The 12,287-nt window shown below is 61.5% G+C and carries 13 protein-coding genes and 1 tRNA gene; 5 read left to right on the top strand and 9 right to left on the bottom strand.

Translation table 11 applies throughout. From position 1 onward, the window contains the following. Positions 1-27: 27 nt before the first annotated feature. The gene (locus tag NKK47_RS01605; protein ID WP_352574821.1) at positions 28-609 is read right to left on the bottom strand and encodes a VOC family protein; all 582 of its coding nucleotides are present in this window, start codon (positions 607-609) and stop codon (positions 28-30) included. Between the two features lie 418 nt (positions 610-1,027). Beyond that, positions 1,028-1,468, bottom strand: coding sequence for an SRPBCC family protein (locus tag NKK47_RS01600; RefSeq protein ID WP_352574819.1), 441 nt, complete (start codon positions 1,466-1,468; stop codon positions 1,028-1,030). A 116-nt stretch (positions 1,469-1,584) separates the two neighbouring features. Here NKK47_RS01600 and NKK47_RS01595 point away from each other — a divergent pair, with 116 nt between their 5' ends. Next, positions 1,585-2,652: an adenylate/guanylate cyclase domain-containing protein gene (locus NKK47_RS01595; protein ID WP_352574817.1), complete on the top strand. Its 1,068-nt coding sequence runs from the start codon at positions 1,585-1,587 to the stop codon at positions 2,650-2,652. Positions 2,653-3,155: 503 nt separating this feature from the next. Here the strand turns inward: NKK47_RS01595 and NKK47_RS01590 are convergent. The 3 genes from NKK47_RS01590 to NKK47_RS01580 form a co-directional block, all read right to left on the bottom strand. Continuing rightward, positions 3,156-3,230, bottom strand: a tRNA-Glu gene (locus NKK47_RS01590). A gap of 90 nt (positions 3,231-3,320) precedes the next feature. Beyond that, positions 3,321-3,728, bottom strand: a complete 408-nt coding sequence (locus NKK47_RS01585) for a VOC family protein (protein ID WP_352574815.1) — start codon at positions 3,726-3,728, stop codon at positions 3,321-3,323. Beyond that, on the bottom strand, positions 3,725-4,108 hold the full coding sequence (locus NKK47_RS01580; RefSeq protein WP_352457953.1) for a fimbrial protein: 384 nt from the start codon (positions 4,106-4,108) through the stop codon (positions 3,725-3,727). Before NKK47_RS01580 ends, NKK47_RS01585 begins: the two co-directional genes overlap by 4 nt. Positions 4,109-4,134: 26 nt before the next feature. Between NKK47_RS01580 and NKK47_RS01575 the strand changes: the two genes are divergently transcribed. The 3 genes from NKK47_RS01575 (at position 4,135) to NKK47_RS01565 (ending at position 7,225) form a co-directional block, all read left to right on the top strand. Next, positions 4,135-5,175 carry an RluA family pseudouridine synthase gene (locus NKK47_RS01575; protein ID WP_352574813.1) on the top strand — a complete coding sequence of 347 codons (1,041 nt, stop codon included), beginning with the start codon at positions 4,135-4,137 and terminating at the stop codon, positions 5,173-5,175. A 187-nt stretch (positions 5,176-5,362) separates the two neighbouring features. Then, complete coding sequence (gene rpoH / locus NKK47_RS01570) at positions 5,363-6,274, top strand: RNA polymerase sigma factor RpoH (RefSeq protein ID WP_023678514.1); 912 nt, start codon at positions 5,363-5,365, stop codon at positions 6,272-6,274. A gap of 441 nt (positions 6,275-6,715) precedes the next feature. Beyond that, positions 6,716-7,225: a hypothetical protein gene (locus NKK47_RS01565; RefSeq protein ID WP_352574811.1), complete on the top strand. Its 510-nt coding sequence runs from the start codon at positions 6,716-6,718 to the stop codon at positions 7,223-7,225. Positions 7,226-7,414: 189 nt separating this feature from the next. On the opposite strand, the gene NKK47_RS01560 is transcribed toward NKK47_RS01565, so the two are convergent. The 4 genes from NKK47_RS01560 to NKK47_RS01545 form a co-directional block, all read right to left on the bottom strand. Beyond that, positions 7,415-8,287: an MBL fold metallo-hydrolase gene (locus tag NKK47_RS01560; RefSeq protein WP_352574809.1), complete on the bottom strand. Its 873-nt coding sequence runs from the start codon at positions 8,285-8,287 to the stop codon at positions 7,415-7,417. 150 nt (positions 8,288-8,437) lie between these two features. Then, on the bottom strand, positions 8,438-9,097 hold the full coding sequence (locus tag NKK47_RS01555; protein WP_023678511.1) for a peroxiredoxin: 660 nt from the start codon (positions 9,095-9,097) through the stop codon (positions 8,438-8,440). Positions 9,098-9,272: 175 nt separating this feature from the next. Further along, complete coding sequence (locus NKK47_RS01550; protein ID WP_254816554.1) at positions 9,273-9,638, bottom strand: cell division protein ZapA; 366 nt, start codon at positions 9,636-9,638, stop codon at positions 9,273-9,275. Between the two features lie 4 nt (positions 9,639-9,642). After that, positions 9,643-9,915, bottom strand: a complete 273-nt coding sequence (locus tag NKK47_RS01545) for a DUF4164 domain-containing protein (protein WP_006200774.1) — start codon at positions 9,913-9,915, stop codon at positions 9,643-9,645. Positions 9,916-10,175: 260 nt separating this feature from the next. On the opposite strand from NKK47_RS01545, the gene tkt reads away from it, so the two are divergent. Beyond that, entirely contained in the window at positions 10,176-12,167 is a 1,992-nt protein-coding gene (tkt, locus tag NKK47_RS01540; RefSeq protein WP_352574807.1) for a transketolase, read from the top strand. Positions 12,168-12,287 lie beyond the last annotated feature (120 nt).

Below are 12,287 nucleotides of genomic sequence, written 5' to 3'. Positions count from 1 at the left end.
TATGTCCTCCCTTTGTTTGGCGTGTCGTCAGTATGGATTTTTCGGTGCGCGATCCTCCGACAAGGTCGTGCGCGAGCGCTCGACAAGCGCTTGGATCGCGTCGGCGAGATGCACTTCGGCTATTGCGTAGTCGCCGCGCGCGACGCGGATCTTGTGCGCCTGCATCAGCACGTCGGCATGGGTGAAGCCCGCCGGCGGTTCGAAACGGTAGGAGGCGAGTTCGATCAGCAGGCCGAGCGGATCCTCGAAATAGATCGAGTCCATGAAGCCGCGATCCTTGACGCCGCTGTGCTTGATGGCGCGCTCGTCGAGCCGGGCAACCGCCTGCAGAAAGGTGACGCGCGACACCGCGAAAGCGATATGATGGACGCAGCCCGTGTCGGTCGGCGTGCGCCGCTTGACCGGCGTGCGGCTTTCGTCGGTGAAGACGGTGATCAGCCGGCCGTCGCCCGGATCGAAATAGAGATGGCTTTCGCTTGGCTTGTCGAGGTTGGGCTGCTCGAAGATGAAAGGCATGCCAAGCACGCCCTCCCAAAAATCGATCGAGGTCTGACGCCCGGCGCCGACCAGCGTGATGTGATGGACGCCTTGCGATTGTAGTTTTTGCATCTGACTCCTCCCGGCCACGCCGTCTTGCCGCCGAACGGAAGTTCGGATGCCCAGTCGCGCTTGGATCGGCGCCCGGCATGTGACCGCGCCCGGCCTCGCTCGCCTGCGCTCCGCATTCCGCATCCTGCAGGAGTGCGGCCGGAGCTTTGATGAACGGATGCTAATTCAATCCGAGGCGTTGCGCCAGAAGCGCTGAGTTTCAAGAACTCCACGCAGGCGCCAAGAGCGGCACCGGGATCGCGGACGCCTTCGCCGAGCTCGCTGAAACGATCCGTCGCCGGCAGCTGTAATGGTGCGGCGGCCCGCAGGCCGCTGGGTTTCCCGAGCGGCCGGTCTGGCGACGGCAGGTCAAAGGGGCCTCGCTGACGCATGCCGCGCCTGGTTCGGATTACGGGCATCCGCGGCCCTTAGATGAAAATCACATATTCTTCATCGGCACGTCGGGATCGACATGTCCCCCATCGGCAGTGATCTTCAGCCTTGAGAGGTAGTGCTCCCATCCCCTTCGGTGGCTGTCACGCTCCTTTGCGTTCGGCAGTCCGCTGTGCGTGAAGCGGATCAGTGTCCCCGCATCCCTCGCGATCAGGTCGATCTCGACATGACTGGAGCCGGGCGGCACGGTCTCGTTGTCTTCCCAGCCAAAACTGTAGGCAAGACGGTGGACCGGGATCACCTCGGTGAACTCACCGCGCGCCATATAGCGACCACCGACATTGACGAGGAACAGACCGCCCGGCGTTGCATCCAAATTCGCTTCGGTCCCGATCCATCGCACGATCTGGTCCGGATCCGTCAAAAGCGCGAACACGGTCGCTTGTGGCGCGGCGACCTCAATCTCTGTGTAAACCGATTCCGCCATCGCTCACTCCAGGTCACATCCGCATCGAATACCGTGCATGATTGAAGCGAATGTGGGGAGTTGCAAGAAGATGTTCGAGGCGTAAGCATAAGCCGGTGCCGAGTGACCTTCTACCGATGCTTCTCGCAAAGTCGCTTTCATTCCTTCTGGACGACGCCGCGCATATTGGCGACGGTGGGCGACTTCTATTGCAGCTCTCAACGCATTTGATGGAAGACGGCTTGCCGATCATCGCCGGCGCGCTGGCGCAGGATGCTCCCGACCCAATCATTTCACGCCGTATCTGGCTCTGGCGAGCGCCTGGGGGTGAAGTGGTCGAGGGTTTGGGGATAGGCGCCGACCGCCAGAATGCCGATCCCCGGCTCGTGCTGCGGGAGTGGCTTGGCACGACGCGGGCGATCGTGTTCGACGAGCGAGCGGGCGGTGTCGCACCGACCTTGGTGTGGGCGTTCGATCATACTCCGGATGAGGCGCAGTCAGAGCTGCTGCGGCAAATCTCCCGGTTTGCTGCGGCTCCGATGACCGCACTCGCAGAACGGTCCGCGAAACGCGCATTGCTCGAAGCATATTTGGGAAAGCGCAGTGCAGCACATGTGCTCAACGGTCATTCTCGTCGAGTAAAGGGAGAGACGATACGGGCTGCGCTTCTGTGCGCGGACCTTCGAGGTTTCACCGATCTATCCGAGGTTCATGATGCAGACGAGATCGTATTGGTACTTGATGCCTGGTTCGATTGCGTCGCCGGCGCGGTGCACGCATTTGGTGGTGAGGTTCTCAAGTTTATAGGTGATGGCGTCCTCGCGATTTTCCCGATTGGCGAGCGCGATGCAAATGCCGCATGTGACGCTGCGGTACGCGCCGTGAAGGCCACGCGCGCCGGGATAGATCATCTCAACCAAACTCGGCGCCGCAATGGCGGCCCTGAGCTCGGATATGGCATTGGCCTGCATGTCGGCGAGATACTCTGGGGGAATATCGGCACTGCCGGCAGGTTGGACTTCACCGCGATCGGCAAGGCTGTAAATCTTGTCAGCCGCATCGAAGGGCTGTGCAAGCCGTTGGGACGGACGGTGCTCGCGTCGACAGTGTTCGAGGCAGAAACTACCGAGCGGATGATCGCCATGGGCAGTCATCCGCTCGGAGGAATAGCAGGCGCGCAAACACTTTTCGGCTTGCCGGAATAGATCGAATGGTTGAGCCCGCCGTGGATGTGTCGTTCGCAGCATATCTTGGTATCGTGCGAAGCCATGACTGAGAGAAATTCGAACGGCAAAGAAGCTACGATACTGCAACTGGAGTATGGCGCGTTTAGAGCCCAGCCATGCGCGTCGCGCGCAGCTTCGCTGGCGGGTGCTAAGGGCCTTCCCGGCATCCACCCTTCGAGGGAGAGGCGCCTTCGCCGAGCTCGCCAAAACGATCCGCCGCCGGCAGCTGTAGCTCAGGTCGGCTCCAGGCAGTGCCGACCAGCGTGATGGACGCCTTGCGATTGTAGTTTCTGTATCTGGCTCCTCCCCGCGTGGCATCGACTCAGCGCGACGTTCTGCGCGCCGCTAACGCTGTGCCTCAAGACCCACGATGCAATGCTAATGCAATCGGCTCCGCTGCGCCGGAAGCGGCAATGAGCCAAACCCGCCGCGACCCAAGGCGATGGATCGGATTGATGGTTTGCCGAGAGTTTGGAGAGACTTGGTACGCCCAAGGGGAATCGAACCCCTGTTCCCGCCGTGAGAGGGCGGTGTCCTGACCGCTAGACGATGGGCGCGTTCAAGAACCGGCGATATAGGCTGACGGCTGGCAAAAAGCAACTAGGCTTAAGGCTGCCGATCGCGCCGGTGAAATATCCGCTGCAAGCCTAGCGTTTTGGCTCGATCAGGTCCCAGAGATTTCCATAAAGGTCGGCGAAAACCGCGACCGTGCCATAAGCCTCGTGGCGTGGAGCTTCGCGGAACTCGACGCCTTTTTCGAGCATCAGCGCATGGTCGCGGGCAAAATCGTCGGTTTCGAGGAACAAAAAGACCCGCCCGCCGGTCTGGTTGCCGACGGCGTGCCTTTGCGCATCGCCGGATGCTTCGGCGAGAAGCAGCCGCGCGCCCTGCCCTTTGCGCGGCGTGATCGTGACCCAGCGTTTGCCGCCGCCGAGATCGACATCTTCGGTGAGGACAAAACCCAGCCGGTCGACATACCACGAGATCGCCTCGTCATAATTTGCGACGACAAGCGCGACCGTGGCAATGCTGCGGTGTTCGGCAAAACCGGTCATTTGTTCCTGATCGAAAAACGCCCGACGATGCGGCGCTCAGTGATGTCATAAACGAAGATGGCGCGGCTGCCGTCGGGCAGCTCGGTGTCGATCGACAGGTGATTGCCGGACAGCGATTGGCTGATCACCCTGGCGCCGACCGGCAGCACGATGTCGCCGTTGACCGTTTCGCCGATCGGCACCTGGATGTCGCTGCTTAGCGGAGGGGCGGCAGGCGGCGCGTTGCGCGCTTTGTAGACAAGTGCTGCGATCACCACCATAAGGGCGAGGAACAGCAGGCCGAGATTGATGGCGACGAAGCGGACGAGCTTCCTCCGCACCTTTTCGACCTCGGGGTCGAGCGGCTTTTCCTCGTCTTCGTCGGCAAGCGGCCGGGCCATGGCAGCAGATTCCGGAACTGTTTTCGATGAGCGCTCATAACGAAGAGGTCAGACAATTAATAGGGGCCGGACCGATCGTCCTGGAGGCGGGCGCTGATGCGGCCGGCCAGCGGCTCGACCAATGGCTGGCGGCCAGGCTCGGCCCCGACATGTCGCGCAGCCGGGTACAGATGCTGATAAAGCAGGGCGCCGTCAGGATCGGCGGCAGGCCAGCCAGCGAAACGAAGCGCAAGATGGCACAAGGTGACAGCGTGTCGGTCGACATGCCGGAGCCGGAACCGGCGGAGCCGCAAGGCGAAGATATTGCGCTGGACGTCCTCTACGAGGACAGCGAGCTGATCGTCATCAACAAGCCGGCCGGGCTGGTCGTGCATCCCGGCGCCGGCAACTGGACCGGCACGCTGGTCAACGCGCTGATCCATCATTGCGGTGATAGCCTGTCGGGCATCGGCGGGGTGAGACGGCCGGGCATCGTCCACCGCCTCGACAAGGAGACCAGTGGCGTCATAGTCGTCGCCAAGACCGATCGCGCCCACAAGGCGTTGTCGGAGGCCTTTGCCGACCACGGCCTGACCGGCGATCTCGAGCGCGCGTATCTGGCGTTGGTCTGGGGCATACCGGCAAGGCCGACCGGGACGGTCGACGCGCCGCTCGGCCGCGCCGCCGACCGGGTACGCCGCGCCGTGGTGCCGCAAGGCCGCGACGATGCCCGCCACGCCGTCACGCATTTCACCGTTGTCGAGCGCTTTGGCGAGCAGCAGCAGGAATTCGCCACGGCGAGCCTGGTCGAATGCCGGCTGGAAACCGGTCGCACTCACCAGATACGCGTCCACATGGCCCATATCGGCCATCCGGTGATTGGCGACCCCGAATACGGCCAGGCTTTCCGCACCAAGGCCAATCGGTTGCCCGAGCCGCTAAGAAGCAAGGTAAAAGCGTTTCCGCGACAAGCTTTGCACGCCCGCCTCCTTGCATTTCGGCATCCGGATACCCATCTAACGATGAGGTTCGAAGCACCGATACCGTGGGACATGGAGGAACTCGTCGACGGCTTCCGCAAGCTCTGAACCAACCACCTGAAAACCTGACCGGCGTTGTTCACTTCAACGTGACACACTGTTTCGTGTTGAACAAATGCCTGTCTTTCTGGTTTTGTTCCTATATATGTCGGTTGGCGCGAATGTGCCTTTGGCATTCGCGCCACATGCCCGCCGCGTTTCGGGGGCATCACTCCAATAGAGAGGGGGCGCTATCATGGCCCAGTCATTACCCAGTATCGTTTCCGGCGAAGGCGGTCTCAGCCGCTACCTGGAAGAAATCCGCCGCTTTCCGATGCTTCAGCCGCAGGAAGAGTACATGCTCGCCAAGCGCTATGCCGAGCATGAGGACACCACGGCTGCACACAAGCTCGTCACCAGCCACCTTCGGCTCGTCGCCAAGATCGCCATGGGCTATCGCGGCTATGGCCTGCCGATCGGTGAGGTGATCTCGGAAGGCAATGTCGGCCTGATGCAGGCCGTCAAGAAATTCGAACCGGAGCGCGGTTTCCGTCTCGCCACCTATGCGATGTGGTGGATCAAGGCCTCTATCCAGGAATACATCCTGCGCTCGTGGAGCCTGGTCAAGATGGGCACCACCGCCAACCAGAAGCGCCTGTTCTTCAACCTGCGCAAGGTGAAGGGCAAGATCCAGGCGCTCGACGAAGGCGATTTGAAGCCCGACCAGATCACCGAGATTGCCACCCGGCTGAACGTCTCGGAAGCGGAAGTCGTGTCGATGAACCGCCGTCTGTCGGGCGACGCCTCGCTCAATGCGCCCATCCGGGCCAGTGAAGGCGAGTCCGGCGAATGGCAGGACTGGCTGGTCGACGACCACGAAAGCCAGGAAGAGATGCTGATCGAGCAGGACGAGCTGGAAAACCGGCGCGGCATGCTGTCGGGCGCTCTTGCCGTGCTCAACGACCGCGAACGCCGCATCTTCGAGGCGCGCCGCCTCGCCGATGAGCCGTTGACGCTTGAAGAGCTGTCGGCCGAGTTCGATATCAGCCGCGAGCGCGTGCGCCAGATCGAGGTGCGCGCCTTCGAGAAGGTGCAGGACGCGGTCAAGGCCGCGGCCAAGCGCCAGACGCAGGCGCTGCGCACCATCGAGGCGCAGCCGGCGGCGTAAGGCCTTCCAAGGGAACAAATAACGGCGGCGTCAGGTAACTGGCGCCGCCGTTTTTTAAAAGCGCGTCGCGTTCGACCGGCCTTGTGCGACGCGCTTTAGATTCTTGGTTTATGCATGTCGTTATCGCAAACCGCTGCCACTTTTGCGCGACATGTATTAGCGGGTTGCCGGTTCCGCGGCGCCTTCGCGGATGTCCGATCCGCCGCCATAACTGCTCAGTAGCCTTGCCATGGCGTCCCCAGACGATCGCATCGATAGCGGCATTACCGCAATTTTCCCCAAGCCCTGAAAACCGCAAGACTGCAAGCTGTGGCGGCAATGTTGCGGCGCCGACCGCGGCATTCCACAACCCGGCGCTCGCGGCAGGCGGCGCGACAACGAGCCGCCGAGGCTGCGCCGGGCAGTTGAGCTCGTTTATTGAAAACGAAAGGCAGTGTGACGATGACCATTTCTCCGTTTCTGGCCGCTCTCGGATCCGAAGGTCCGCCAGCCGACCGAGCGAAAGACATGGCCCTGTATGGATGGCTGATTGGAAGCTGGGAAATGGACTCGGTCCACTACCTCGACGACGGCACAATCCAGAAATGGGATGGCGAATGCCATTTTGGCTGGGTGCTCGAAGGCCGCGCGATTCAGGACGTTTGGATCAGGCCCAAGCGCCCTGCGCCGTCGACCATGTATGGTACGACCTTGCGCATCTTCGACCCTGGGATCGATGGCTGGCATATCATATGGAACGACCCGCTCAACCAGGATCACTCGCGCCAGATCGGGCGGGCCGAGGGTAAGGACATTGTCCAGCTCGGCAATGACTCGCGCGGTCTGCAAACTCGATGGCGTTTCACCGAGATCACTGCCAACAGCTTCCATTGGATCGGCGAGGAGAGATCTTCCGAGAGCAACCCTTGGCAAATCACGTATGAACATTTAGCCCGCCGAACAAAACCCTGACGCTGGACTAAACACTTAGCTGGCGTCTGCGCCGCTCCTCATCCGGCTGCCACCACCGTCTTCCGCATGGACCTATCGGATGCAAACATCGCAAAAATCGAATCAGGATCAATAACTTGGATGACCATCGCAGAACGATGAGGGCGGCGCCGAGTTTGAATGGCACTGTAGTGCCAGCGACCCATCTCCTCACAGGCAATCGAGCGGAAATTTCAGATAGCGCCGCCCGTTGGATTCCGGTTCCGGCAGGCGTCCGCCATTCATATTGACCTGCAGCGCGTGCAGGATCAGCCGCGGCATCGGCAACGTCCTGTCGCGGGCCTGGCGGAGCGCGACGAAGTCGGCTTCCGTCTTGCAGCCGGCAACATGGATGTTGCCGGCTTTCTGCTCCGCGACCGTGCTTTCCCACCGCGCTTCGCGACCGCCCGGCTGGTAGTCGTGACCGACGAACAGACGTGTCTCGTCCGGCAGCGCCAGGATGTCCTCGATCGAACGCCAGAGCCGCTCGGCACTGCCGCCCGGAAAGTCTGTCCTTGCGGTGCCGCTGTCCGGCATGAACAGCGTGTCGTGGATGAAGGCGGCGTCGCCAATGACGTAAGCGATCGAGGCCAGTGTGTGGCCCGGCGAGAACAGCACTCTTGCCGGAAGGCCGCCGACCGAAAAAGTTGCGCCGTCGGCGAACAGCCTGTCCCATTGCGAACCGTCGGCGGGGAATTCCGGCCAGTTGTAGATCACCTTCCACAATTTCTGGACGTCGATGACCTTTTCGCCGATTGCCGTCGGCGCTCCGGTTCTCCCCCTCAGATAATGGGCGGCGGAGAAATGATCGGCATGCGGATGCGTGTCGAGGATCCACTCGACCTCCAGCCCGCTTTCCCTGACGAAGTCGAGCAGGGCGTCGGCGTTTTTCGTTGCCGTTGCACCGGACCTTTCGTCGAAGTCGAGCACCGGATCGATGATGGCGCATTTGCGGGTCGCCATGTCGGCGACCACATACTGGACGGACCCGCTCGGCTTGTCATAGAAGCCGGTGACCTGCGACCTGGCCGATAATGCGTCCAATCCCAGCCCCCTTGATCCTCACCGTGGCAGGAATGACTTTCTCTGCCACGGCAAATGAAAGGCATGGTTGTCCGTCAACCAGGCGCCGTCAAGCACCCCATACTCACACGACCAGGAAAACCGAAAATTCTCCGTGCCGCCTCTGCCTGCTCAGGCGGAAGGCTGCTTGGTTTTCCTGAGATATGGCAGGATCGTCTCGTAGGCGCCGAAGCGCTTGATGGCATCCTCATTGGAGACGGCAGCGGTGATGATGACGTCCTCGCCCTGCTTCCAGTTCGCCGGCGTCGCCACCTGGTGCTTGGCGGTCAGCTGCATGGAATCGATGGCGCGCAGGATTTCGTCGAAGTTGCGGCCGGTCGTCATCGGATAGGTGAGAACCAGCTTGATCTTCTTGTCGGGCCCGATGACGTAAACCGAACGCACCGTGGCATTGTCGGCGGGCGTGCGGCCTTCCGAGCTCTCGCCGGCACCCGCCGGCAGCATCTCGTAAAGCTTGGCGACCTTGAGATCCTTGTCGCCGATCAGCGGGTAGTTCACCGAATGACCGGTCGCGGTCTTGATGTCGTTCTGCCACTTTTCATGGCTTTGGACGGGATCGACCGAGATGCCGATGATCTTGACGTTGCGCTTCCTGAACTCGCCTTCGAGCCCGGCCATTGTGCCGAGTTCGGTCGTGCAAACCGGCGTAAAGTTCTTGGGATGGCTGAACAATACCGCCCAGCCGTCGCCGATCCATTCATGGAAGCTGATCGGTCCTTGCGTGGTCTCAGCGGTGAAGTCCGGTGCGATATCGTTGATGCGAAGGCTCATGACGTGTCCCTTACCCTGTGCGTGCAGATCGCAGCCGGCGTTGCCCGGCGCTGCTTTTGCCTTTCTATCACTCCGGCGTCATCCTTCAAACGCCTGTTGCGCCGGCATCAAGGCCGGCGGCGAAATATTTTCATTGCTTCTCGGCAAATGCAGCAGGAATTTTCGCTGCGCTGGTTCAGGCCTTGTTCACTGCCAGCGTCGTCGCCAGGTCTTCCATGCGCTGGGCCAGTGCGCCGAGCGCCCCGGTCAGCACGGAATCGTTCTTGTCGGCCTTGGTCAGTGCGTCGTCGCGCGTCTTGCGCAGCGTCAGCACTTCGCTTTCCATGCCCTTGACCCGCTTCTGCAGTTCCGAAAGCTCGTCCATGACCATGATGCCGGCCATCACGGTCAGCCGCTGGTCGCCGATCTCGCCAAAAGAATCCTTCAGATGCGAGACATAGCGGTCGAAGCGCTCGGCAAGATCGATCAGATGCTCTTCCTGGCCCTCGTCGCAGGCCATCCGATACTGCTTGCCGTCGATGGAAACCGTGACTTGTGCCATTGGCCTACCTGTCCAGTACCGCGCGGATGGTTTCCATGGCTGTCACCAGCCTTCGCGACACTTCCTTGTTGGCATCTTCCAGCCGTTCGGCGCGGGCCTCGGAATTGTCGAGCTCCTGCGCCAGCCGCGAGCGGTCGGCGTTCATCCGCTGCACTTCGGCCTCGGCTTCCGAATAGTCCCGCTCGTGCTCGAGCTTGGCCGCGACGGCGTTTTCCAGCCCTTCGATGGCCTTACCCAGCCTGGCAATGACTTCCTTGAGGGTCGTTTCCCCGGTCATGGCTTTCGTCCTGCGCCCTGCCCATCACCGAATCATCCACGTTCAGAACGCGTTATCCCTGAAACATTACGCGTCGTGTGAACCGCACGTCAATAAAGCTGTCGCGACTGTCCCCTGCTAACGCTAATGTAAGTCGCGCATGGCCATCACAAGACCGGCAAAAGCACACCGATTTGTTGACTAAAAGGCCGCGCCTGCTATGTGTCGCGCACCCTTTTCAAGGGCTTTCCCAAGGCCCAAACCCCCATTTTGGAGGAAGCATGACCTCGCGCGAACAACATGACCGGATGGCCAATGCGATCCGTTTTCTCGCCATGGACGCCGTCGAGAAGGCAAATTCCGGCCACCCCGGACTGCCCATGGGCTGCGCCGACATCGCCACGGTGCTGTTCACCCGCTTTCTCAAATACGATCCGAAAAACCCGCATTGGCCGGACCGCGACCGCTTTATCCTGTCGGCCGGCCACGGCTCGATGCTGCTTTACTCGCTGCTCTATCTGACCGGCTACGAAGACATCACCATCGACCAGATCAAGCAGTTCCGCCAATTGGGGTCGAGGACCGCGGGCCACCCGGAATACGGCCATGCCGCCGGCATCGAGACGACGACAGGCCCACTCGGCCAGGGCCTTGCCAATTCGGTCGGCTTCGCGCTCGGCGAGCGCATCATGAATGCCGCTTTCGGCAATGATCTCGTCGACCACTACACCTATGTGCTGGCCGGCGACGGCTGCCTGATGGAAGGCGTATCCCAGGAAGCCATCGCGCTTGCCGGGCATCTGAAGCTGAACAAGCTGATCGTCTTCTGGGACAACAACAACATCTCGATCGATGGCCCAGTGTCGCTCGCCGATAACACCGATCAGGTCGCCCGCTTCCAGGCGTCCGGCTGGAATGCCAGCCATATCGACGGCCAGGACCCGGAAGCGATCGCCTATGCCATCGAAGCGGCCCGCCACTCCGACAAGCCGACGATGATCGCCTGCAAGACGACGATCGGCTTCGGCGCGCCGACCAAGGCCGGCACCAACAAGGCGCATGGCTCGCCGCTCGGCGCCGAGGAAATCGCCGGCGCCAGAAAATTCTTCGGCTGGGATTATCCGCCCTTCGAGGTTCCGGCCGATATCCTCGACGCATGGCGTACCGCCGGGCGGACCGGCGTCAAGGCGCGCACCGACTGGGAAAGCCGGCTTGCCAAGGCTGATGCCAAATTGCGCGCAGAGTTCGAACGCCGCATCAGTGGCACGCTGCCAGCCAACTTCGACGCCGTCATTGGCGATTACAAGAAGAAGCTCGCGGCCGACAAGCCGAAGGTCGCCACCCGCAAATCGTCGGAAATGGCACTGGAGGTCATCAACGGCGCCTTGCCCGAAACCATCGGCGGCTCGGCCGATTTGACCGGCTCCAACAACACCAAGACCAGCCAGACCAAGAACATCACTGCCGACGATTACGGCCAGCGCTACGTTCATTACGGCGTTCGCGAGCACGGCATGGCGGCCGCGCTCAACGGGCTGACATTGCATGGCGGCATTATCGCCTATGGCGGCACTTTCATGTGCTTTTCCGATTATGCCCGTCCGGCGATGCGGCTTGCTTCGCTGATGGGCATCCGCTCGATCTTCGTCATGACCCATGATTCCATCGGCCTTGGCGAAGACGGCCCGACCCATCAGCCGGTCGAGCATCTGGGAGCACTTCGCGCCATTCCGAACCACAATGTCTTCCGCCCGGCCGACGCGGTGGAAACCGCGGAATGCTGGCAGTTGGCCATTGAGTCGGAAAAGACGCCTTCGACATTGGCGCTGACCCGGCAGAACCTGCCGACGGTACGCAACGACTTCGTTGTGGAAAACCTCTCCAGCCGCGGCGCCTATGAACTTGCCGCCGCCAGTGGCGAGGCGGCGGTGACGATCTTCGCTTCGGGCTCCGAGGTCGAGATCGCGCTGGCCGCCCGCGAGGCCTTGGAAAAGCACGGCCACGCGACCCGCGTCGTCTCGGTGCCGTGCTTCGAATTGTTCGACAAGCAGAGCGCCGACTATCGCAGCAGGACGATCGGCAATGCGCCGCTCAAGATTGCCATCGAAGCCGGCATCCGTCAGGGCTGGGATCACTTCATCGGCACCGACGGCATCTTTGTCGGCATGACCGGCTTCGGCGCCTCCGGCACCATCGAACAGCTCTACCCGCATTTCGGCATCACAGCCGAGGCAACGGTGAAGGCGGCGGAAGCCCGTCTGCATGGCAAATGAAAGTGAGCCCCGCCCGGCAAAGGCTGGCATAGCGGTTTTGCCGGGCGGTGGAGCACTAATCGATTTAAATCCACGCCTCGGCGGCTGGATTCTTTGCCCGTCCGCCGTTATGAAGCTGCG

This window comes from Mesorhizobium sp. M0019, from assembly GCF_040323975.1.
Taxonomy (GTDB): domain Bacteria; phylum Pseudomonadota; class Alphaproteobacteria; order Rhizobiales; family Rhizobiaceae; genus Mesorhizobium.
Note: the sequence above shows the minus strand (reverse complement) of the source record. Positions and strands in the feature narration are given on the sequence as shown.

Bases quoted from the DNA above. Each gene is read 5' to 3' on its own strand.
- NKK47_RS01605 (WP_352574821.1), bottom strand. From the start codon at position 609: ATGCAAAAACTACAATCGCAAGGCGTCCATCACATCACGCTGGTCGGC.
- NKK47_RS01600 (WP_352574819.1), bottom strand. From the start codon at position 1,468: ATGGCGGAATCGGTTTACACAGAGATTGAGGTCGCCGCGCCACAAGCG.
- NKK47_RS01595 (WP_352574817.1), top strand. From the start codon at position 1,585: ATGCTTCTCGCAAAGTCGCTTTCATTCCTTCTGGACGACGCCGCGCAT.
- NKK47_RS01585 (WP_352574815.1), bottom strand. From the start codon at position 3,728: ATGACCGGTTTTGCCGAACACCGCAGCATTGCCACGGTCGCGCTTGTC.
- NKK47_RS01580 (WP_352457953.1), bottom strand. From the start codon at position 4,108: ATGGCCCGGCCGCTTGCCGACGAAGACGAGGAAAAGCCGCTCGACCCC.
- NKK47_RS01575 (WP_352574813.1), top strand. From the start codon at position 4,135: ATGAGCGCTCATAACGAAGAGGTCAGACAATTAATAGGGGCCGGACCG.
- rpoH (WP_023678514.1), top strand. From the start codon at position 5,363: ATGGCCCAGTCATTACCCAGTATCGTTTCCGGCGAAGGCGGTCTCAGC.
- NKK47_RS01565 (WP_352574811.1), top strand. From the start codon at position 6,716: ATGACCATTTCTCCGTTTCTGGCCGCTCTCGGATCCGAAGGTCCGCCA.
- NKK47_RS01555 (WP_023678511.1), bottom strand. From the start codon at position 9,097: ATGAGCCTTCGCATCAACGATATCGCACCGGACTTCACCGCTGAGACC.
- NKK47_RS01550 (WP_254816554.1), bottom strand. From the start codon at position 9,638: ATGGCACAAGTCACGGTTTCCATCGACGGCAAGCAGTATCGGATGGCC.
- NKK47_RS01545 (WP_006200774.1), bottom strand. From the start codon at position 9,915: ATGACCGGGGAAACGACCCTCAAGGAAGTCATTGCCAGGCTGGGTAAG.
- tkt (WP_352574807.1), top strand. From the start codon at position 10,176: ATGACCTCGCGCGAACAACATGACCGGATGGCCAATGCGATCCGTTTT.